Origin of the sequence: Brucella grignonensis (genome assembly GCF_002252505.1) — a bacterium.
Taxonomy (GTDB): Bacteria; Pseudomonadota; Alphaproteobacteria; order Rhizobiales; family Rhizobiaceae; genus Brucella; species Brucella grignonensis.
Map to the genome: position 1 here is coordinate 72317 of NZ_NNRL01000161.1, position 20985 is coordinate 93301.

The window sequence follows — 20985 nt, forward strand, 5'->3', positions numbered from 1 at the left end:
CTGATCTTGGACGGGTCGTTTCACGACCCTTAAACATTCATACGACCGGAAATCCGATCATTCTTCTTCAGGCGTGCACGACTTGAAACGGAAGGTCTCAAATTGAAGCGGTTTTTCAGGCTTCGCGACACCAAAATCATATCCGTCCAGCGCCGTTGCCAGATCGGGAAACAGGATTGCCTGCGCGGCCGGCTCATCAGCCTTTGGCAGCACATCCGCCTCGGCACCTTCCTTCAGCGCGTAGACAACACTCTGCCAGATGCTGCAATCATCGAGATCTTCCGGATCGGTGCCCCCGTTCTTGCAGTTATAGGTAATAAGCGCGTAGGGGCGCGCAACCCCCTCTTCAGGCCAAATGACGAGGCCGGAAAGTTTGAATTCCGGCTTATCATCGGCAGTGATGGTGAATTCGTTGGTCGGTGCCGGGTTCATCTTCAGCGCGTTGGATTGCGCGGCATGAAAGGTCAGTGTGTAGGCATCACCCTGATCGCGATAGACCGCGCGATTCTGCGTGCAAGCTGCCTGAACGGCGCTTGAGAAAACCGTCACGGCCAGTGCTGATGCAGCCACCACCTTGAAGAGCTTCTTCACGTCATGCATCTGTCGGTTCTCCTCGACTATCCGGCAGCTTTTCCGGCGGTTTTTCCGGCGGTTTTCAATGCGCCTTTTCAGCAGCAAGTTTCAGACCAAGCGCAATGAAAACCACACCACTTGTTCTGTCGATCCATTTTGAAGCACGCGAGAAAACTGCGCGCATCTTTGGCGTGGTCATGAAAAGGCTGACACCGATAAACCACGAAATCAATGCCGTGGCCATCACAACACCGTAGCCAAGCTTCACTTCGGTCGGTGTATGAAGGCTGATAACCGTCGAGAAGATCGACAGGAAGAAGAACACAGCCTTCGGATTAAGCGCATTTGCAGCAAAGCCCAGGCTAAAAGCCTTGAGTGCGCTTTGCCTGACGCGCGGCTCCTCCTCGCTCATATCGATGTCGATCTTGGTGGCCCCAGCACGCAAAGCCTTGATGCCGATATAGATCAGATAGGCTACGCCACACCATTTGACGATATTGAAGAGATAGATCGACTGGGAGATGATCAGTCCCAGACCAAGCACCGTATAGGTGACATGCATCATGAAGGCTGCACCAATGCCGAAGCTGGTGATGATCGCCTCGCGACGCCCCTGCATCAGCGACTGGCGGATCACCATGGCGAGATCAGCGCCCGGGGAGACCATGGCAAAGACGAAGATCGCCATCAGGGATGCAAGTTCAAACAGATAGGGATGCATCACTTATCCTTCGCCCCGCATCTACGCGATACAGGCAGCGTCAAAAAACCAGATTGAAAAACATCAGCGCCAACCCGGCCAGCGAACCGAGCCAGACCAGCGAACGGATATAAGGAATACCCGCGAGATAAAGCGGAATATAGAGGATGCGGCAGGCAAGCCAGATCCAGGCGCCGCAAAGCCCCCATCCTTGAGCATCGCCCTTGAACACAAGTGCCAAAGCGAGTGCAATGAAAGCAGGATAGGTTTCACGGAAATTGTTGGAGGCGCGTTCCGCGCGACCGGCAAGATGGCCGGTGGGTTTCAACCCTTGATCGCGCGGACCCGCATTCCATTTGGAGCCGAGTTCCTTCGTCGCCGTAAAACCCTGCAGGAGAATATGAACCACCAGCAGAACAACACTCCAGCCAATCAGCGGGAGAAAAGGCGACGCGGAAAACAAACCCGGCTCCATTATTTTTAATCCTTAGAGCATTTCCAGCAAAAGTGCGAAGCGGTTTTGCGTAGGATAATGCGTTGCGATTAAAGATCCAGAACGAGACGTTCTGGATCTTCCAGGCTTTCCTTGACGCGGACGAGGAAGGTTACGGCTTCCTTGCCGTCAACGATGCGGTGATCGTAGCTGAGAGCAAGATACATCATCGGGCGGATGACGATCTGACCGCCAACGACAACCGGACGATCCTGGATCTTGTGCATGCCGAGAATGCCCGACTGCGGCGCATTGAGGATCGGCGAGGACATCAGCGAGCCGTAAACACCACCATTGGTGATGGTGAAGGTGCCGCCCTGCATGTCTGCAACCGAAAGCGAACCGTCGCGCGCAGCTTTCGCAAGACGACCCAGTTCCTTTTCAACGCCAGCAATCGAAAGCTGATCAGCGTCACGGATGACAGGAACCACAAGACCCTTGTCGGTGCCGACAGCCATACCAACGTGAGCAAAGTTCTTGTAGATGATGTCGTTGCCGTCGATCTCGGCGTTAACAGCCGGGATTTCTTTGAGCGCATGGGTCACGGCCTTCGTGAAGAAGCCCATGAAGCCGAGCTTCACGCCATGCTTCTTTTCAAAGATGTCCTTGTACTTGGTGCGCAGTTCCATGACCGCAGACATGTCGACTTCGTTGTAAGTTGTAAGCATTGCAGCGGTGTTCTGTGCATCTTTCAGACGACGTGCAATCGTCTGACGCAGGCGGGTCATCTTCACGCGTTCTTCGCGCGATGCATCGTCAGCCGACGAAGCCGGACGTGCAGCAACAGGAGCAGCCGCCGCTGGAGCAGCCGAAACGCCCTTAGCGATTGCGTCGAGAACATCGCCCTTGAGGACCTGACCGCGCTTGCCCGAACCATCGACCTGATCAGCCGAAAGGCCTTTTTCAGCGAGAAGCTTGGAAGCAGCCGGTGCTGGCTGCATTGCCGGACCCGACGATGCTGAAGCAACCGGTGCCGATGCAGCAGGTGCTGCGACTGCGGCTGGCTTGGCTTCTTCCTTTTTCGGAGCAGGAGCGGAACCCGCGCCCGAAATCTGGCCGAGCAGAGCGTTTACTTCAACCGTGTCGCCTTCCTGCGCAACGATTTCAGCGAGAACGCCCGCAGCCGCAGCTGGAACTTCAATCGTCACCTTGTCGGTTTCCAGTTCCACCAGCGGTTCGTCAGCAGCGATGGCGTCGCCAACCTTCTTGAACCACTTTCCGATGGTTGCCTCAGTAACGGACTCCCCAAGCGTGGGAACGCGAATTTCGGTGGCCATGGTTTCTTCTTCCGTGATCTTCGATCTTTAGATTTATGTTCAATTCAGGACGAAGCGGCTTTTGCAAACCGCTTCCTACTGACAATTAAATTAGTTTCCGAGCGCATCCTCAAGGAAAGCCTCAAGCTGCGCAAGGTGCTTCGACATCAGACCTGTTGCAGGCGACGCCGCTGCCGGACGACCGGTGTAGCGAACGCGTTGATGCTTGGCGTCGATATGTGCAAGAACCCATTCGAGATACGGATCGATGAACGACCACGCACCCATGTTCTTCGGCTCTTCCTGACACCAGACGATTTCCGCCTGACGGAAGCGCGACAGCTCATTGATGAGCGCCTTGGCCGGGAACGGATAAAGCTGTTCGACACGCAGCAGATAAACATCGTCGATACCACGCTTTTCGCGCTCTTCGTAAAGATCATAATAGACCTTGCCCGAGCACAGAACGACGCGGCGGATCTTGCCATCCTTCTGAAGCTTGATGCCATCGCCCTTGTTGTACTGCGCATCATCCCAAAGCAAACGGTGGAACGACGAATCGCCCGACAGTTCGTTGAGGCTCGACACAGCACGCTTGTGGCGCAGCAATGACTTCGGCGTCATCATGATGAGCGGCTTGCGGAAGTCACGCTTCATCTGACGGCGCAGGATATGGAAGTAGTTAGCCGGCGTCGTAACATTGGCCACCTGCATGTTGTCTTCCGCACACATCTGCAACCAGCGTTCGAGACGGGCCGAGGAATGCTCAGGACCCTGACCTTCATAGCCATGCGGCAGAAGGCAGACGAGACCCGACATACGAAGCCACTTGCGTTCACCCGACGAGATGAACTGATCGAAGACGACCTGCGCACCGTTGGCGAAATCGCCGAACTGGGCTTCCCAGAGAACCAGCGCACGCGGATCGGACAGCGAATAACCGTATTCGTAGCCAAGCACCGCTTCTTCCGAAAGCATCGAATTGATGGCTTCGTAGATCGCCTGCCCCTTCTGAATATTGTTCAGCGGGATATAGCGGTTCTGGGTTTCCTGATCATAGAGAACCGTATGGCGCTGCGAGAAGGTGCCGCGTTCCACGTCCTGACCGGACAGGCGGATCGGGCTTCCTTCAGAAACCAGAGAACCGAATGCCAGCGATTCAGCGGTTGCCCAATCGAGACCTTCGCCGGTATCGATCATCTTGGCACGGTTATCGAGGAAGCGCTGGATCGTGCGATGGACGTTGAAACCCTTCGGCACTTCCACGAGCTTCTTGCCGATTTCCTTGAGCGTCTTGATCGGAACGCCGGTCTTGCCGCGGCGCTGTTCGTCGGCATTGTCTGCCGTGCGCAAGCCACTCCACGCACCGTCAAACCAGTCAGCCTTGTTCGGCTTGTAGCTCTGGCCTGCTTCGAATTCCTGCTCAAGCTTTTCGCGCCAGTCAGCCTTCATCTTATCGATGTCAGGCTGTGCAAGCAGACCTTCTGCAATCAGCTTGTCGCTGTAAAGCTGCACGGTGGTCTTGTGCGCGCGGATTTCCTTATACATCAACGGCTGGGTGAATGAAGGTTCGTCACCTTCATTATGGCCAAAGCGACGGTAGCAGAACATATCGATGACTACCGGCTTGTGGAAGATCATGCGGAATTCCATCGCAACCTTGGCTGCGAACACGACCGCCTCCGGATCATCACCATTGACGTGGAAAATCGGTGCTTCGATCATCTTCGCCACATCCGACGGATAAGGCGACGAACGCGAGAAGGCCGGATTGGTGGTGAAGCCGATCTGGTTGTTGATGATGAAGTGCAGCGTACCGCCAACGCGGTGGCCTTTCAGGCCCGAAAGGCCAAGACACTCGGCAACCACACCCTGACCTGCGAAAGCAGCATCGCCGTGCAACAGCAACGGCAGAACTTTTGCGCGTTCCGTCAGCGGCACCATGTCATCGCGGGTGCGGCCAACAAGCAGATCCTGCTTGGCGCGTGCCTTGCCCATAACGACCGGGTTGACGATTTCAAGATGCGACGGATTTGCAGTCAGCGAAAGGTGAACCTTGTTGCCATCGAACTCGCGGTCCGACGATGCACCAAGATGGTACTTCACGTCGCCCGAACCTTCCACATCGTCAGGCGCATAGGAGCCGCCCTTGAACTCGTGGAAGATTGCGCGGTGTGGCTTGCCCATAACCTGGGAAAGCACGTTCAGACGACCACGGTGCGCCATGCCGAGCACGACTTCCTTAAGGCCCATCTGACCGCCACGCTTGACGATCTGTTCCAGCGCCGGGATCAGCGATTCACCGCCATCAAGACCGAAACGCTTGGTGCCCTTGTACTTGACGTCGATGAACTGTTCGAAACCTTCGGCTTCGATCAGCTTCGACAGAATGGCCTTCTTGCCTTCAGCAGTGAAAGCATAGCCTTTGTCCGGACCTTCGATGCGTTCCTGAATCCAGGCCTTTTCGACCGGATCGGAAATGTGCATGAACTCGACGCCGATCGTGCCGCAATAAGTGCGCTTGAGGATCTCAAGCATCTGCGGAACAGTGGCGTATTCGAGACCGAGAACATTATCGATGAAGATCTTGCGATCGTAATCGGCAGGCGTGAAGCCATAGGTTGCCGGATCGAGTTCGCTAAAGTCATTTGGCTTTTCAGCAAGACCGAGCGGATCGAGATTGGCATGCAGGTGGCCACGCATACGATAGGCGCGGATCATCATGATGGCGCGAACGCTGTCGCGTGCTGCCTGTGCAATCTCTTCCGAAGTCAGTGCGGCAGCAGAAGCGGACTTGGCATCGCCTTTAGCGGCCTTGCCCTTCAGCTTGTCGGTCACATGCTTTTCAACATCGGCCCAGTTGCCATCGAGCGCGGATACCAGCTCGCCATTAGCCTGAATTGGCCAGTTCTTGCGGGTCCAGCTCGCGCCCTGTGCGTTCTTGCGCACATCGTCGGCGTCGTCTTTCAGCTGCGCGAAGAAATCGCGCCACTCTGCATCGACCGAGTTGGGATCATCCTCATACTTGGCGTAAAGTTCCTCGATATAATCGGCATTGCCGCCATAGAGGAACGAGGTAAGGGCGAAAACGTCGTTGGCTTGTTCTTGCCTTGCCATAACCTAATCCGGAGCCTCCGCTCCGTCTCCTTGTAGTGGCTCATCATGCGCGGGCCGGAAGCTTTCTCAACTTCATCCCTCACGCCGCCGGGGAGGAACCACAACAGACCCCGGCATAACTCGATCACAAACTCAATTCCTGCGGAAGAATGATGGCTAAAGCCTGACATTCTCTTAAACCGGCCGTCTCCGGTCTTCTTGCGCGCATCTTATCCGAAAACCGCTTCACACTTTTCGGGATGCGCATTTATCTGTCGCGCATCTTATCCGAAAACCGTTTCACACTTTCCGGGATGCGCTTTCCCCGGCAGCAGCTTTCGCCACTGCCGGGGCATTTCAATCAGCGATTGCGATCTCAGCCCTTGAGGACTTCAACCAGCGTCTTACCAAGCTGTGCTGGCGAAGGAGACACGCGAATGCCAGCCGATTCCATGGCTGCAATCTTGTCTTCCGCGCCGCCCTTGCCGCCCGAAATCACGGCGCCAGCATGGCCCATGGTGCGTCCGGCAGGAGCCGTACGGCCAGCGATGAAGCCAACCATTGGCTTCTTGCGACCGCGCTTTGCTTCGTCCTTCAGGAACTGCGCTGCTTCTTCTTCAGCGGAGCCACCGATTTCACCGATCATGACGATCGACTTGGTTTCGTCGTCGGCGAGGAACATTTCCAGCACGTCGATGAACTCGGTGCCCTTGACCGGATCGCCGCCGATACCGACAGCAGTGGTCTGGCCAAGACCTTCGTTCGAGGTTTGGAACACTGCCTCATAGGTAAGTGTGCCGGAGCGGGATACAACACCCACCGAACCCTTCTTGAAGATATTGCCCGGCATGATGCCGATCTTGCATTCTTCAGGGGTCAGGATGCCGGGGCAGTTTGGTCCGAGCAGGCGCGATTTTGAGCGTTCCAGACGCTCCTTGACGCGAACCATGTCCATGACCGGAATGCCTTCGGTGATGCAGACGATGAAGCCGACTTCAGCTTCAATCGCTTCGATGATTGCGTCCGCTGCACCTGCCGGCGGAACGTAGATCACCGATGCGTCTGCACCCGTGCGTTCCTTGGCTTCTGCAACAGTTGCGAAGATCGGAAGCTTTTCGCCCTTCTGGCCTTCCCAGGTTTCACCACCCTTTTTCGGATGAATACCGCCGACCATCTGCGTGCCGTAATAAGCAAGCGCCTGTTCGGTGTGGAAAGTACCGGTCTTGCCGGTCAGGCCCTGTACGAGAACCTTGGTGTCCTTGTTAACGAGAATGGACATGCCTTAATTCCCCTTCACTGCAGCGACGATTTTCTGCGCCGCATCGTCGAGATCGTCGGCCGAAATGACGTTGAGGCCGCTCTCGTTGATGATCTTCTTGCCAAGCTCGACATTGGTGCCTTCAAGACGGACAACCAGCGGAACCTTGAGGCCGACTTCCTTGACCGCAGCGATAACGCCTTCAGCGATCACGTCGCACTTCATGATACCACCGAAGATGTTGACCAGAATGCCCTGAACAGCCGGATCAGCGGTGATGATCTTGAACGCAGACGTTACCTTCTCCTTGGTAGCGCCGCCACCAACGTCGAGGAAGTTGGCAGGTTCTGCACCGTAGAGCTTGATGATGTCCATGGTTGCCATCGCAAGGCCTGCGCCGTTGACCATGCAGCCGATGTTGCCATCAAGAGCGACGTAAGCGAGATCGTGCTTGGAAGCTTCGATTTCCTTTTCGTCTTCTTCCGACAGATCGCGCAGCTCCTGAATGTCAGGATGACGGAACAGCGCATTGCCGTCGAACGATACCTTGGCATCGAGAACACGCACGCGACCATTGGTCATGACGATCAGCGGATTGATTTCCAGAAGGCTCATGTCCTTCTCGGTGAAGGCCTTGTAGAGGATCGGGAACAGCTTGAGGCCGTCTTCACGGGCTTCACCTTCAAGCTTCAACGCATCGGCGAGCTTGTTGGCATCTGCATCGGTCACGCCCTTGGCAGGATCGATTGCGACCGTGATGATCTTCTCAGGGGTTTCTTCGGCAACAGCTTCGATGTCCATGCCGCCTTCGGTGGAAACGACGAAAGCAGGACGGCCAACGGTGCGGTCGATCAGGATCGAGAGATAAAGCTCGCGCTCAATGTCTGCACCATCTTCGATGTAAAGACGGTTGACCTGCTTACCAGCTTCGCCAGTCTGCTTGGTAACAAGCGTGTTACCGAGCATTTCCTTCGCATGAGCAACCACTTCTTCGATCGACTTTGCAAGGCGCACACCGCCCTTGGCATCAGGACCGAGTTCCTTGAACTTGCCCTTGCCGCGTCCACCAGCATGGATCTGGCTCTTGACGACGTAAAGCGGGCCTGGAAGCGTCTTTGCCCATTCTTCCGCCTGTTCGACGGAATAGACAGCCACACCATTGGCGATCGGTGCGCCGAAAGTGTGGAGCAGGCGCTTGGCCTGGTATTCGTGAATATTCATCTGGTTGTCCTCTACGGATTTCCGGCTCGATCAGAGAGCCGGTACGGATTGACAGCCGGAAAAGGCCGGAACTGCGTATCTCGCAGCGATCCGGCCTTGTCTGGGACTTATTTCAGTGACGGAGCAATGCCGATGCAGGCTTCACAAAGACCGGCAACAGATGCGACCGACTTTTCAAACTCGGCCTTTTCGTCCTTATCGAGATCGATCTCGATAATACGTTCAACGCCATTGGCACCGATCACGGTTGGAACGCCGACATACATGTCCTTGACGCCATACTGACCGGAAAGCTGTGCTGCGACAGGCAGAACGCGCTTCTTGTTCTTGAGATAGGATTCAGCCATCTGAATGGCGGAAGCAGCTGGTGCGTAGAAAGCAGAACCGGTCTTGAGCAGGCCGACGATTTCTGCGCCGCCATCACGGGTGCGCTGAATGATCTTGTCGAGCTTTTCCTGTGAGGTCCAGCCCATCTTGACGAGGTCTGGCAGCGGGATACCGGCAACGGTCGAGTAACGAGCCAGCGGAACCATGCTGTCGCCGTGGCCGCCAAGCACGAATGCGGTGACGTCTTCGACCGACACGTTGAATTCTTCCGACAGGAAGTAGCGGAAACGGGCGCTGTCCAAAACGCCAGCCATGCCGACAACCTTGTGTGCTGGCAGACCGGAGAACTTCTGCAGAGCCCAGACCATCGCATCAAGCGGGTTGGTGATGCAGATGACGAAAGCTTCAGGAGCGTATTTCTTGATGCCTGCGCCGACCTGTTCCATGACCTTCAGGTTGATGCCCAGAAGATCGTCACGGCTCATGCCCGGCTTACGCGGCACACCAGCGGTTACGATGACAACGTCTGCGCCTTCGATTGCGGCATAGTCGTTTGCACCGGTGAACTTCGCATCAAAACCGTCAACCGGTGAAGATTCTGCAATATCCAGTCCCTTACCCTGCGGAGTGCCTTCCGCAATGTCGAAAAGGACGACGTCGCCGAGTTCCTTCAGACCAGCAAGATGAGCGAGCGTGCCGCCGATCATGCCGGAGCCGATGAGGGCAATCTTGTTGCGTGCCATGATTGTTTCTTTCCTCAAGTTTGATCCAGAAACGCATGAAGCTATCCGGTTTCCTCCCGGAAAACGCGTCTGCGCTGCGAGGGTTCGATAGGACTCTTTGCAAAAAAACTCAACTCATTATTTTGCGACCAATGTTTTCAATCGTTTAGATTTATATGTTCTTACGTAAACGTAAGATATTTTGGCAAAACTGAGGCAATTGAGTCTCACCGTCCGGCTGTTTCGCATTGCTCACAATGCGCCAGCCGGGCCGCAGATGACTTCATAACGCGTATCTTGTCCGAAAACCGCTTCGCACTTTTCGGGATGCGCTCTAAAGGCAAGGACATGCGATCGGCAATCAACCGCATTCAACCCAAGCTCTTGTCAGAGCAACATAGCTCGCGAATGCTATAAGTCGAGTCTATGGCAGTTAGATGATGGCAAAGGGGACGATGCGCCCCCCTCGCCTCACTGTGCAGCTTTTTCAGAAAATGCGTCCAGATATTCCGCGCTCTGCATTTCAAACAGGCGCGACGCTGTGCGGTCAAACTCGAAGGCTTCCACACCCTGCTTTGCTTCATAGAGCTTTTCAGGTTGCGCTTCGGCGGAGATGAACAACCGCGCATGATGATCATAAAGCACGTCGATCAGCAGAATGAAGCGCTTGGCCTCATTGCGGCGTGAATGGTCGAGTACCGGCACATTATCAATGAACAGTGTCTGATAGCGTGTGACGATGGCGATATAATCATTGGCTGCGAGCGGCTGCGCGCAAAGTTCATCGAAGGTGAAACGGGCTGCTCCCGGCACAGCCCTGCGCACAGGAATATCACGTCCCTTGATATGGATCGCAGCTGACTTTTCTTCCGATCCATTTTTATGGGCGGCCCATGCCGCATCCATGCGCTTGGTCGTTTCAGAACCAAGTGGCGTCAGATAAACCGGCTGACGGTCGAGTTTTTCCAGACGGTAATCGGTACGCGAGTCGAGATTGATCACATCGACATGCTGCTTGAGAATATTGACAAACGGCAGGAAAAGCTGGCGGTTCAGCCCGTCACGATAGAGATTATCGGGTGCAACATTGGATGTTGCGATCAACACCACGCCGCGTGCGAACAAGGCGCTGAACAGACGCGACAGGATCATCGCATCGGCAATATCGGTCACGGTGAACTCGTCAAAGCAAAGCACCCAAGCCTGTTCGGCCAGCGCTTCTGCGACTGGCGGGATCGGGTCTTCCTGCTTGGTTTCACCCCGCTTTAAAGCCTGACGATGCGCGTTGATACGCTCATGGGCATCGGCCATGAAATCATTGAAATGCGCGCGTCGTTTGCGTTCGACCGGCAAAAGCTGAAAGAACATGTCCATCAGCATGGTCTTCCCGCGCCCGACTTCGCCGTGCACATAGAGCCCCTTGACGATTGCGACTTCCTTGCGCTTGCCGAACAGCCAGCCAAGCGCACTCGATTTGCGCGACAAACGCTTGGTGCAAATTTCTTCGATCAGGCGATCATAGCGTTTGGTAAGCTCAAGCTGCGCTGGATCGACTTCAACTTCGCCTGCAGCCACCAGCGCATCATAATGCTCGCTGACTGAAGGAAACGCTTTCAGATTACCGTCGAAAGACATGATTGCTTCCGTTCAACCTTTCAATTGCAAAAACGGCGGACCACCTCGCGATGATCCGCCTGTCTTTTAAGCGAAAGAACGTCTTAGCGCGACAGCGAAACTGCCTGACCGCCCTTGGTCTGACCATCGAAGCGGCCCTGACCGGAAGAATAGAGCGTCGCAACGGTTCCGCCATTCGCATCATAGAGCGAAAGCTGCTTGCCGCTGACGGACCAGGAAGCAAGGCTTCCAAGTTCGCCCGGGCAGCGCAGCGGACCGGCGCGGTAGCCCTGACCATACTTGGTCTGCGGCGTTGCGATCTTGCAGTTCTGACCGCCAAGCGATGCATTCCACACACCGGCTACCGTACCCGGTGTCAGATCAGGTGCCGATTCGGGCGGCAGGCTTGCGACCTGCGTGCCAGCGGCTGGCTGCGACATGTCGGTAGTCGGCGCGGTTGGAAACGAATTTGGAGCGTTGAGATTACCAGACTGTACGGAACTGACGGGAGCAGATCTCAGCGGTGCTGGCGGCGGCGGCGATGCATTGTTGTCAAAGCCTCCAACCCGGGAGCTCTGGCAACCGGCCAAAATGACGCCTGCTGCAGCAATGCTGAGCAAACTTGCTTTTGAAATTCCCATCTGGTTCTCCAATTTCATCATGTTCGTGGGGCCAATTATTCGGGGGATGCCCCTCGCACCGTCGAGTTTGGTGACTCGACCTAAAACAATATTGCACCGATAAAATGGCGATATGGTTAAAAAATCAACTGTGCAATGAGGCAAATATGGATGAGATGGCATCAAGATCGCTTGAAATAATTTAGAAATTTTTAGAATGGCGCAGGAAGGACACAGTTTTTGAGCAATCTGCTATCCCTGAAGGGGATGAGCCAACACTGGTTCGTTCAATAGTGCGCCGGTACTGGCAATTTGTGGGCTTTTCCGCCATATAGAGCGCATCCCGAAAAGTGTGAAACGGTTTTCGGACTAAGATGCGCCTTAAAACAAATAAGTCGGAGCGCAGATCTGATCAAATCAGATCGAAACGCGCTCCAGAGCCTTTCCAACATAACGGGACCCCGAACCAGCAATGAGCAAGGCTATCTTCGCCAAGATGAACGGACTGGGCAACAAGATCATTGTTGCCGATATGCGCGGACGCAGCGATCGTATCGCACCGGCCGCTGCAATCCGTTTGGCTGGAGATGAGCCAACCTCGTTTGACCAGATCATGGCCATTCATGATCCCCAAATCCCCGGTACCGATCATTATATCGAGATCATCAATTGCGATGGCACGCAGGCGCAGGCTTGCGGCAACGGTACACGCTGCGTGGTGCAATGGCTTTCGAATGAAAGCGGCAAGCAGAACTATATCTTCCAGACACTGGCGGGTATCCTGACTGCCAATGAGCATGAAGACGGGCTGATCACGGTCGATATGGGTACGCCGCATTTCGGCTGGCAGGAAATCCCCCTCGCCCATGAAGTTGCCGATACACGCGCCATTGATCTGTCTGCTGGTCCTGCCGATGCGCCTGTTCTGCAAGCGCCGTCGATTGCATCCATGGGCAATCCGCATGCGATCTTCTGGGTCGAAAACGATGTCTGGTCCTATGCGCTCGATCAGTATGGGCCAGGACTGGAACATGATCCGATCTTCCCCGAACGCGCCAATATTTCCATCGCTCAGGTCACGTCGCGCGACAGCATCAATCTGCGCACATGGGAACGTGGTGCGGGCCTGACGCTTGCATGTGGTTCTGCCGCCTGCGCCGCGGCTGTTTCCGCCAGCAGAACCGGACGCACTGAGCGCAACGTCACCGTTAATGTCCCTGGCGGCCCGCTCAAGATTGAATGGCGCGACGACGATCACGTCATGATGACTGGTCCCGCTGAATGGGAATTTGATGGCACGTTCGATCCTGCAACCGGCGCATGGGAGTATGCCCCAAATACAAAGCTTGATCAGAATCAGGGAGCTGCCTGATGGCTGTGGAAGTCGTAACCTTCGGATGCCGTCTCAACACCTATGAATCCGAGGTGATGAAGCGCGAAGCAGATAGCGCCGGGCTCGGCGAGCTAAAAGACGGTGCGATCATCTTCAACACCTGTGCGGTAACATCGGAAGCCGTGCGTCAGGCGCGTCAAGCTATCCGCAAAGCCCGTCGCGACAATCCGGAAGCACGCATCATCGTCACCGGCTGTGCCGCACAGACGGAATCGGCCAAATTCGAAGCCATGGATGAAGTCGACCTCATTCTGGGTAATGAGGAAAAGCTCAAGGCCAACTCCTACCGCATGCTGCCCGATTTCGGCGTGAACCAGTTCGAAAAGGTCCGCGTCAACGACATTATGGAAGTACGCGAAACCGCGAGCCATATGGTCGATGCGATTGAAGGCCGCGCACGCGCATTCGTGCAGGTACAGAATGGCTGCGATCATCGCTGCACCTTCTGCATCATTCCTTATGGTCGCGGCAATTCGCGCTCGGTGCCAATGGGCGGCGTCATCGATCAGGTCAAACGCCTTGTCGATAATGGCTACGCGGAAGTGGTTCTGACCGGCGTGGACATGACCTCCTATGGTCCTGATCTGCCAGGAAGCCTGCGTCTCGGCAAGCTGGTGAAGACTGTTCTCAGTCAGGTGCCGGATTTGCAGCGCCTGCGCCTGTCATCCATTGATTCCATCGAGGCCGACGAAGACCTGATGGAAGCAATCGCCAACGAAAAGCGCCTGATGCCACATCTGCATCTGTCGCTTCAGGCAGGCGACGACATGATCTTGAAGCGCATGAAGCGCCGCCATTTGCGTGATGATTCCATCCGCTTCTGCGAAGATGTGCGCGCACTCCGCCCTGACATCGTGTTCGGTGCCGACATCATTGCCGGTTTCCCGACCGAGACCGAAGAGATGTTCGCAAACTCGATGAAGATCGTTGAGGAATGTGGGCTGACACATCTGCACGTCTTCCCTTACAGCGCACGCGAAGGCACACCGGCTGCACGTATGCCGCAGGTCAGGCGCGAAATCGTGAAAGATCGCGCCAAAAGGCTGCGCGCTGTGGGCGACCGGGCTTATGAAAAACACCTCGCTTCTCTCAATGGCACTGTGCAACGCCTGTTGATCGAGAAGGAAGGCATTGCCCGCACGGAAGGTTTTACGTTGGCCGCTGTGGATCAGGGCAATGCTGGCGAAATTATCGAACGAATTGTGACGGGGCATGACGGTGAAAAACTCCTCACCCGTCAGACAGAGCCGCAAGCGGCTTAAAGCTTAAGGGCATCAGATTTCATGGCAATGGGTTTCATCAAGAAAATGTTCTCCTTCGGCAAGAAGGAGGTCGAAGAAAAGCCGGTCGAACAACCGGCTCCCGATGCTGTGGAAGCACAGCTTCCTGAAACCGTCAAAGCGCCTGAAGCAACTGAAAACACAGTCGTTGAAGTGGTCATTTCCGAACCGGAAGCACTTGCGGTCGTTGCTGAGCCTGCGCCGGTTGAAGAACCCGTCGCTGAGGCTGAGCATCCGGTAGCCGAGATCGAAATCCCGATTGAACAGCCTCCGGTGATGGAACCAATTGTGGTTGAAGCACCTGCGCCAGAGTCTGTTGTTGAGCCTGTCATCGAGCCAGAGCCGGAACCTGTTGCTGAACTTGAACAGGTTGAAGTCGCGAAAGCTCCTGAGGCTCCAGTTGAGGAAGCAGTCGAGCCCGCACCTCAGCCAGAGCCGGTGAAACCCAAAAAGGTCAAGGTCGCAAAGGCCGTTGAAGAACATCAGGAAGAAGCGCCGGTCGAGGCAGCGCCTGAGCCAAAGCTGTCATGGTTCGAGCGCCTGCGTCGCGGCCTGCTGCGCTCATCGAATTCATTGAGCGATTCCATCAGCGGTATCTTCACCAAGCGCAAGCTCGATGAAGACACGTTGCAGGATCTTGAAGACGTGCTCATTCAGGCCGATCTCGGCCTTGAAACCGCCATGCGTGTAACCGATGCGCTGTCGTCCGGTCGTTATGGCAAGGATGTAACCGGCGAAGAAGTCCGTAACATCATGGGTGCTGAAATCGAAAAGGTGCTTGGGCCCGTCGCAAAGCCGCTGGAACTTGATCTCTCGCATAAGCCGCATGTCATTCTGGTTGTCGGCGTCAATGGCACCGGCAAGACCACAACCATTGGCAAGCTTGCCGCAAAGCTGACCGCTGGCGGCCTCAAGGTGATGCTTGCGGCAGGCGATACTTTCCGCGCCGCAGCTATCGAACAGCTTCATATCTGGGGCGAGCGCACCGGTTCGCCTGTTGTTTCGAGCAAGCTCGGAGCAGACGCGGCAGGCCTTGCCTATGACGCATGGAAACAGGCGAAAGATGCAGGCAGCGATGTGCTCATCATCGATACGGCAGGCCGTTTGCAGAACAAGGCCGAACTGATGGACGAGCTCGCCAAGATCGTTCGCGTTCTTGGCAAACACGATCCGGAAGCACCGCACACGGTTCTCCAGACGCTGGATGCCACAACCGGGCAGAATGCGCTCAATCAGGTCGAGATCTTCAAGAACATCGCTGGCGTCAACGGTCTCGTGATGACCAAGCTTGACGGCACGGCACGCGGCGGCATTCTGGTGGCAATCTCCGCCAAGCATAAGCTTCCGATCTATTTCATCGGCGTCGGCGAAGGCGTCGACGATCTTGAACCATTTGCGGCCAAGGATTTTGCCCGCGCCATCGCAGGAGTTGCCTGATGCAGCATCCCGTTTTCGAACGCGACCCGTCGCAGAAGACAGAAGCCGAACGCAAAGAAGTTCCGCCGCTGCTCAAGCTTGCATTGGAACTCGGACCGCTTCTGGTGTTCTTTTTCGCCAATGCGCGCGGAGAAAGCCTGATCGAGCGTTTTCCCGTGCTCGGCCAGATCGGCGAACCGATCTTTCTGGCAACTGCACTCTTCATGGTCGCAACCGTTATTGCACTTGCCGTTTCATGGTCGCTGACACGCACATTACCGATGATGCCGCTCATTTCCGGCATCGTGGTTCTGGTCTTTGGCGCGCTGACACTCTGGCTGCACAACGACACCTTCATCAAGATGAAGCCGACCATCGTGAACACGCTGTTTGGCGCGATCCTTTTGGGTGGCCTTTTGTTTGGCAAATCTCTGCTCGGCTATGTGTTCGATTCAGCTTTCAAACTGGATGCCGAGGGCTGGCGCAAGCTGACCTTCCGCTGGGGCCTGTTCTTTGTTTTCCTCGCGATTGTGAACGAACTTGTCTGGCGGAATTTTTCGACCGATGCCTGGGTTTCCTTCAAGGTCTGGGGCATCATGCCGATCACGATTGTCTTCACGCTTTCACAAATGCCACTTATCCAGAAGCACACTTTGCCTGAAACCAAGGCAGAATAGAATTCGATAAGGAGAACGCCATGTCCCAAATCGACAAAAGGCTGGACATTGAACAATTCATCTGCCGCAGCGATAATTATGGCGTTCTCATCCATGATCCTGAAAGCGCGCTGACGGCTGCAATCGATGCACCTGATGCAAATGCCATCGAAGCGGCGTTAAAGCGTCGTGGCTGGACGCTGGACTTCATCTTCACAACCCACCACCATCTCGACCATGTTGAAGGCAATGAGCAGCTGAAAGCCAGATTCGGCGTCAGCATCATTGGCCCGAAGGCCGAGGAAAGCAAAATCCCCGGCATTGATCGCACCGTTCAGGATGGCGATGAATTCACCTTCGGGCTTTTCAAGGTCAAAGTGATTTCCACGCCCGGTCACACCGCTGGCGAGATTTCTTTCTACCTGCCGGAAGCGAAAGTGGTGTTTACAGGCGACACGCTTTTCGCGCTGGGCTGCGGACGCTTGTTCGAAGGAACACCTGCAACCATGTTCCAGTCGTTGCAAAAGCTCGTGGCTCTGCCCGGTGACACGGCGGTTTATTGCGGTCATGAATATACCGAAAGCAATGCCCGTTTTGCATTGACCATCGACCCCGACAATTCAGCCCTTAAAGAGCGGGCGCAGGAGATTGCGCGGTTGCGTGCAGCAGATAAGATGACCCTGCCCTCCAGCATCGCGCTTGAAATGGCAACCAATCCGTTCCTGCGCTGGCACGATGGCCGCATTCGCACGCGGCTTGGGATGCAGAGCGCCGCTGATGAAGCGGTTTTCGCAGAGATCCGCAAGCGCAAAGACTTATTCTAGGACACGACCATGACGACAATTTCTCGCTTCAGACAGTTTCATACAGCTGCCCTGCTCGGTCTAACGCTCGCGATCCTGCCGCAGTCAGCGAATATGGCCTTTGCCGAAGACATTCTGGCCATCGCAACGCCACCGCAGACGCCTGCTGACATCAATAATTTCAAGCTGACCGAAGACCTTCTCGCGCGCATGGAAAAAATCCATAACAAGCTCGAGGACATGCAGCTTTCACCGACTGCTGAAGAAGGTCAGGATGCGCAGCCTTCCATGGATTCCATGGTGAAGAGCATTGAATCGCGCCCTCAGGTGGTGGACGTGATGAAGGCCGAGAATATTACGCCACGCGATTATCTTCTTGCCTATTTTGCCATGATGAGCGCGCTTGCAGCCGCTGATGCGGAAGAAGAAGATCAGCTTGTCGATGAAGTGAAGCAGATCAATCCCGAACACGTGGCCTTTGGCAAGCAATATGGCGAACGCATTCGCGAATTGATCGGGGAATAATTCATCAAGAAAAACCGGCGAAGTTTCCTTCGCCGGTTTTTTTATCAGCCTGGCTGCCTTAGCAATCGCAGCGCATTGATCGTCACCAGAACAGTCGCGCCTGTGTCGGCCAGAATGGCGGGCCAGAGGCCGGTAATTCCCAGCACAGTGGTCACAAGAAACACAGCCTTCAGCCCAAGCGCGATTGTGATGTTCTGATGGATATTACGCATGGTCCGCTGGGAAAGATCGACCATTGCAGCCACATCCCCCACACGACCATGAAGCACTGCCGCATCTGCCGTTTCCAGAGCCACGTCGGTGCCGCCGCCCATGGCAATGCCAACATCAGCCGCAGCCAGCGCTGGCGCATCGTTGATGCCATCACCAACCTTGGCAACAACCTGACCCGCATTGCGAAACTCGCCAACGATGCGCTGCTTGTCTTCCGGCAGAAGTTCCGCACGCACCTCAATGCCGAGATCCTTGCCGATAGCTTCTGCCGTGCGGCGATTATCGCCGGTCAGCATCACAGTGCGAATGCCTGCATCTTTCAGCGTCTTAAGCCCGGCAATCGCGTCGGCACGCGGTTCGTCACGCATGGCGATGGCACCTGCAATTTTACCGTCTGCAACCAGCACCGAAACCGTCTTGCCTTCGTCGTTACAAGCGGTAATTCGGGCCGCCAGCTCTTCTGAAATGGTCGAGATTTCATTGGCAGCCTTGCGTGAACCAAGGAACAGTTCAATGCCATTGGCAGTGCCTGACACACCCTTACCGCCATGGGCTTTACCGGTCGAAACCTCAGATAGCTTCAGACCACGCGCTTCTGCTGCACCAACAATTGCCAGTGCAAGCGGATGACTGGAGCCTGCATCAAGCGATGCGGCAAGGCGCAGAACGTCTTCTTCCGAAAGTGCTGCGGGCAGAACATCCGTCACCTGTGGCTTGCCCTCAGTCAGCGTGCCGGTTTTATCGAAGCAAGCGGTTGTGATCTTACCGATTGTTTCAAGAACCGCGCCGCCCTTCAACAGAAGTCCGCGTCGTGCGCCAGCAGAAAGCGAAGCCGCAATAGCCGCAGGCGTCGAAATAACCAGCGCGCAAGGGCAACCGATCAGCAGAATGGCGAGGCCTTTGTAGATCCATTCATCCCATGCAGCACCCGCCACCAGTGGCGGCAGGATCGCAACCAAAGCCGCAACCACAACAACACCCGGCGTGTAATAGGTCGAGAAGCGATTGATGAAACGTTCAGTCGGTGCTTTGGCTTCCTGCGCTTCCTCAACCAGCCGCACAACGCGTGCGATGGTGTTATCCTGCGCTGCAGCCGTCACCTTCACGCGCAGCAGCCCGTCGCCATTGATGGTGCCTGCAAATACACTATCGCCCACGTCCTTGCCAACCGGCGTGCTTTCGCCCGTAACCGGCGCTTCATCGACAGCACTCTCGCCGGAAATAATTTCGCCATCAGCAGGCATACGGTCCCCCGGGCGCACAGAGATTACATCGCCGACGTTGAGGTCCTCCGCTTGCACTTCCCTTGTTGAACCGTTGTCCTCGAGAAACGCGGTCTTGGGCACCAGCGCCGTCAGCGACTGGATGCTGTCACGCGCCTTGCCAGCGGCAACACCTTCCAGCAATTCGCCAACCAGAAACAGGAAGACGACGGCTGCCGCTTCTTCAGTGGCACCGATGATAACCGCGCCGATCGCGGCGATCGTCATCAGCATTTCAATAGAGAAAGGCGTGCCGTTGATAGCTGCCGAATAAGCGCGTTTTGCAATCGGTATAAGACCAATCAACATCGCAGCCGTGAAAGCCCACAAAGCAATCGGCGGATAAAGATGGCCGACAATATAAGCAACGACCAGACCGCCGCCACAGGCGAGCATCATCTGGCCTTTGCCGCTCTGCCACCAGCGTCTGGGTTTTGCAGGCGTTGAAGGTGATGCCTTCCTGCCAATTGCTGACTGTATACTGGTCTTGTAGCCAAGCCCTGTCACTTTTGCAGCAATCTCGTCAGGGTTTGCCAAGCCGTCATGACTGACGGTCATGGTGCCATTGGTCACAGAGACCGAAACATCCTGCACACCACCAACGCGACGCACAGCCGTATCAATCTTGGCCGCGCAGGAGGCGCAATCCATGCCATCGACCTGAAAGCGGAAACTGGCAGCAGTTACCGTTATCTGCTTTGCTTCGATTTCTTCGTGGCTGTGACCATGGTGGTCATGCTTGTGGTCGTGATCATGATCGTGTCCGCTGCAATCGGCATGATCGTGATCATGATGCTCATGCCTGGCCGGAGCTTTTTCGTCAGCCACCGGCTCAACACTATAACCAAGGCTGCGCACTTTTTTGGCAACCCTTTCCAGATCGCTACTGCCATCATGGCGCACAGTCATCATGCCCGTCGTCACCGACACGGACACATCTTCCACACCTGCAACCCGACGCACAGCCGTATCGATTTTCGTCGCACAGGAGGCGCAATCCATGCCTTCCACACGAAACCGGTTTTGTTTCAGAACCTCGTTCATGACTTGCCCTTTTCAGAACGCTCTTGAATTATCTGAAATAAGGCCTACATCCTCTAGTGACTAGAGGAGCAAGAGAAAAAATGATCACCAATGTTCCGATTGGCGAGGCATCAAAAGCCAGCGGCGTAAAAGTGCCAACGATCCGTTATTATGAGCAAATCGGACTTCTTCCGGTTCCGCCCCGCACCGAAGGCAATCGTCGCCTTTACGATAACAGCGATGTCCAGCGGCTTTTGTTTATCCGTCATGCCCGCGATCTGGGCTTTGAAGTGGATGCGATCCGCACGCTTCTCGACCTTCAGGACAACCCTGACCAGTCCTGCGCTGCCGCTGATTCTATCGCGCGTGCGCGGCTGATCGATGTCGAGCACCGTATTGCAAAACTGATGTCCCTGAAGACGGAGTTGTTGCGCATGCTCGATTGCACGGCTCATGGCCGCATCGATCAGTGCCGGGTGATCGAAATTCTCGGCAATCATGAGGAATGCCTGCATCCCAGTCACTAGAGCATTT

18 protein-coding genes are annotated in these 20985 nt (G+C 55.4%); 7 read left to right on the forward strand and 11 right to left on the reverse strand.

Going from position 1 to position 20985, the window contains the following annotated elements:
• Positions 1-57 precede the first annotated feature (57 nt).
• The 10 genes from CEV33_RS12725 to CEV33_RS12770 form a co-directional block, all read right to left on the reverse strand.
• The gene (locus tag CEV33_RS12725) at positions 58-600 is read right to left on the reverse strand and encodes a hypothetical protein (RefSeq protein ID WP_094540820.1); all 543 of its coding nucleotides are present in this window, start codon (positions 598-600) and stop codon (positions 58-60) included.
• A 55-nt stretch (positions 601-655) separates the two neighbouring features.
• Positions 656-1294 (reverse strand): LysE family translocator, encoded by a 639-nt coding sequence (locus CEV33_RS12730; protein WP_094540821.1) that lies wholly within the window; start codon positions 1292-1294, stop codon positions 656-658.
• Positions 1295-1334: 40 nt separating this feature from the next.
• A complete protein-coding gene (locus CEV33_RS12735; protein WP_094540822.1) occupies positions 1335-1748 on the reverse strand; it encodes an MAPEG family protein in 414 nt (137 codons plus the stop codon).
• 68 nt (positions 1749-1816) lie between these two features.
• A complete protein-coding gene (gene odhB / locus CEV33_RS12740; protein WP_094540823.1) occupies positions 1817-3043 on the reverse strand; it encodes a 2-oxoglutarate dehydrogenase complex dihydrolipoyllysine-residue succinyltransferase in 1227 nt (408 codons plus the stop codon).
• A 90-nt stretch (positions 3044-3133) separates the two neighbouring features.
• Entirely contained in the window at positions 3134-6139 is a 3006-nt protein-coding gene (locus tag CEV33_RS12745) for a 2-oxoglutarate dehydrogenase E1 component (RefSeq protein WP_094540824.1), read from the reverse strand.
• 355 nt (positions 6140-6494) lie between these two features.
• Complete coding sequence (gene sucD, locus CEV33_RS12750; RefSeq protein WP_094540825.1) at positions 6495-7397, reverse strand: succinate--CoA ligase subunit alpha; 903 nt, start codon at positions 7395-7397, stop codon at positions 6495-6497.
• A 3-nt stretch (positions 7398-7400) separates the two neighbouring features.
• On the reverse strand, positions 7401-8597 hold the full coding sequence (gene sucC, locus CEV33_RS12755; RefSeq protein WP_024898519.1) for an ADP-forming succinate--CoA ligase subunit beta: 1197 nt from the start codon (positions 8595-8597) through the stop codon (positions 7401-7403).
• Between the two features lie 107 nt (positions 8598-8704).
• Positions 8705-9667 carry a malate dehydrogenase gene (mdh, locus tag CEV33_RS12760; RefSeq protein ID WP_094540826.1) on the reverse strand — a complete coding sequence of 321 codons (963 nt, stop codon included), beginning with the start codon at positions 9665-9667 and terminating at the stop codon, positions 8705-8707.
• A gap of 450 nt (positions 9668-10117) precedes the next feature.
• On the reverse strand, positions 10118-11281 hold the full coding sequence (zapE, locus tag CEV33_RS12765) for a cell division protein ZapE (RefSeq protein WP_094540827.1): 1164 nt from the start codon (positions 11279-11281) through the stop codon (positions 10118-10120).
• An 83-nt stretch (positions 11282-11364) separates the two neighbouring features.
• Positions 11365-11901 (reverse strand): protease inhibitor Inh/omp19 family protein, encoded by a 537-nt coding sequence (locus CEV33_RS12770; RefSeq protein WP_094540828.1) that lies wholly within the window; start codon positions 11899-11901, stop codon positions 11365-11367.
• A gap of 451 nt (positions 11902-12352) precedes the next feature.
• On the opposite strand from CEV33_RS12770, the gene dapF reads away from it, so the two are divergent.
• From dapF to CEV33_RS12800, 6 genes are read left to right on the forward strand one after another with little or no spacing between them, the layout of a single operon-like run.
• Complete coding sequence (gene dapF, locus CEV33_RS12775) at positions 12353-13252, forward strand: diaminopimelate epimerase (RefSeq protein WP_094540829.1); 900 nt, start codon at positions 12353-12355, stop codon at positions 13250-13252.
• Positions 13252-14535: a tRNA (N(6)-L-threonylcarbamoyladenosine(37)-C(2))-methylthiotransferase MtaB gene (gene mtaB / locus CEV33_RS12780; protein WP_094540830.1), complete on the forward strand. Its 1284-nt coding sequence runs from the start codon at positions 13252-13254 to the stop codon at positions 14533-14535. Before dapF ends, mtaB begins: the two co-directional genes overlap by 1 nt.
• A 21-nt stretch (positions 14536-14556) precedes the next feature.
• Positions 14557-15990 carry a signal recognition particle-docking protein FtsY gene (gene ftsY / locus CEV33_RS12785; RefSeq protein ID WP_094540831.1) on the forward strand — a complete coding sequence of 478 codons (1434 nt, stop codon included), beginning with the start codon at positions 14557-14559 and terminating at the stop codon, positions 15988-15990.
• Complete coding sequence (locus CEV33_RS12790; RefSeq protein ID WP_024898511.1) at positions 15990-16646, forward strand: septation protein A; 657 nt, start codon at positions 15990-15992, stop codon at positions 16644-16646. Before ftsY ends, CEV33_RS12790 begins: the two co-directional genes overlap by 1 nt.
• 20 nt (positions 16647-16666) lie before the next feature.
• On the forward strand, positions 16667-17449 hold the full coding sequence (gloB, locus tag CEV33_RS12795) for a hydroxyacylglutathione hydrolase (protein WP_094540832.1): 783 nt from the start codon (positions 16667-16669) through the stop codon (positions 17447-17449).
• Between the two features lie 9 nt (positions 17450-17458).
• Positions 17459-17953 (forward strand): hypothetical protein, encoded by a 495-nt coding sequence (locus CEV33_RS12800; protein WP_094540833.1) that lies wholly within the window; start codon positions 17459-17461, stop codon positions 17951-17953.
• A gap of 44 nt (positions 17954-17997) precedes the next feature.
• On the opposite strand, the gene CEV33_RS12805 is transcribed toward CEV33_RS12800, so the two are convergent.
• Positions 17998-20472, reverse strand: coding sequence for a heavy metal translocating P-type ATPase (locus CEV33_RS12805; protein ID WP_094540834.1), 2475 nt, complete (start codon positions 20470-20472; stop codon positions 17998-18000).
• A gap of 83 nt (positions 20473-20555) precedes the next feature.
• Here CEV33_RS12805 and CEV33_RS12810 point away from each other — a divergent pair, with 83 nt between their 5' ends.
• Positions 20556-20978 (forward strand): MerR family transcriptional regulator, encoded by a 423-nt coding sequence (locus CEV33_RS12810; protein WP_191793337.1) that lies wholly within the window; start codon positions 20556-20558, stop codon positions 20976-20978.
• The last annotated feature ends 7 nt before the right edge of the window (positions 20979-20985 follow it).

What these genes read in the sequence shown, in the direction of transcription:
- CEV33_RS12725 (WP_094540820.1), bottom strand. Translation starts at nt 600, where the DNA reads ATGCATGACGTGAAGAAGCTCTTCAAGGTGGTGGCTGCATCAGCACTG.
- CEV33_RS12730 (WP_094540821.1), bottom strand. Translation starts at nt 1,294, where the DNA reads ATGCATCCCTATCTGTTTGAACTTGCATCCCTGATGGCGATCTTCGTC.
- CEV33_RS12735 (WP_094540822.1), bottom strand. Translation starts at nt 1,748, where the DNA reads ATGGAGCCGGGTTTGTTTTCCGCGTCGCCTTTTCTCCCGCTGATTGGC.
- odhB (WP_094540823.1), bottom strand. Translation starts at nt 3,043, where the DNA reads ATGGCCACCGAAATTCGCGTTCCCACGCTTGGGGAGTCCGTTACTGAG.
- CEV33_RS12745 (WP_094540824.1), bottom strand. Translation starts at nt 6,139, where the DNA reads ATGGCAAGGCAAGAACAAGCCAACGACGTTTTCGCCCTTACCTCGTTC.
- sucD (WP_094540825.1), bottom strand. Translation starts at nt 7,397, where the DNA reads ATGTCCATTCTCGTTAACAAGGACACCAAGGTTCTCGTACAGGGCCTG.
- sucC (WP_024898519.1), bottom strand. Translation starts at nt 8,597, where the DNA reads ATGAATATTCACGAATACCAGGCCAAGCGCCTGCTCCACACTTTCGGC.
- mdh (WP_094540826.1), bottom strand. Translation starts at nt 9,667, where the DNA reads ATGGCACGCAACAAGATTGCCCTCATCGGCTCCGGCATGATCGGCGGC.
- zapE (WP_094540827.1), bottom strand. Translation starts at nt 11,281, where the DNA reads ATGTCTTTCGACGGTAATCTGAAAGCGTTTCCTTCAGTCAGCGAGCAT.
- CEV33_RS12770 (WP_094540828.1), bottom strand. Translation starts at nt 11,901, where the DNA reads ATGGGAATTTCAAAAGCAAGTTTGCTCAGCATTGCTGCAGCAGGCGTC.
- dapF (WP_094540829.1), top strand. Translation starts at nt 12,353, where the DNA reads ATGAGCAAGGCTATCTTCGCCAAGATGAACGGACTGGGCAACAAGATC.
- mtaB (WP_094540830.1), top strand. Translation starts at nt 13,252, where the DNA reads ATGGCTGTGGAAGTCGTAACCTTCGGATGCCGTCTCAACACCTATGAA.
- ftsY (WP_094540831.1), top strand. Translation starts at nt 14,557, where the DNA reads ATGGCAATGGGTTTCATCAAGAAAATGTTCTCCTTCGGCAAGAAGGAG.
- CEV33_RS12790 (WP_024898511.1), top strand. Translation starts at nt 15,990, where the DNA reads ATGCAGCATCCCGTTTTCGAACGCGACCCGTCGCAGAAGACAGAAGCC.
- gloB (WP_094540832.1), top strand. Translation starts at nt 16,667, where the DNA reads ATGTCCCAAATCGACAAAAGGCTGGACATTGAACAATTCATCTGCCGC.
- CEV33_RS12800 (WP_094540833.1), top strand. Translation starts at nt 17,459, where the DNA reads ATGACGACAATTTCTCGCTTCAGACAGTTTCATACAGCTGCCCTGCTC.
- CEV33_RS12805 (WP_094540834.1), bottom strand. Translation starts at nt 20,472, where the DNA reads ATGAACGAGGTTCTGAAACAAAACCGGTTTCGTGTGGAAGGCATGGAT.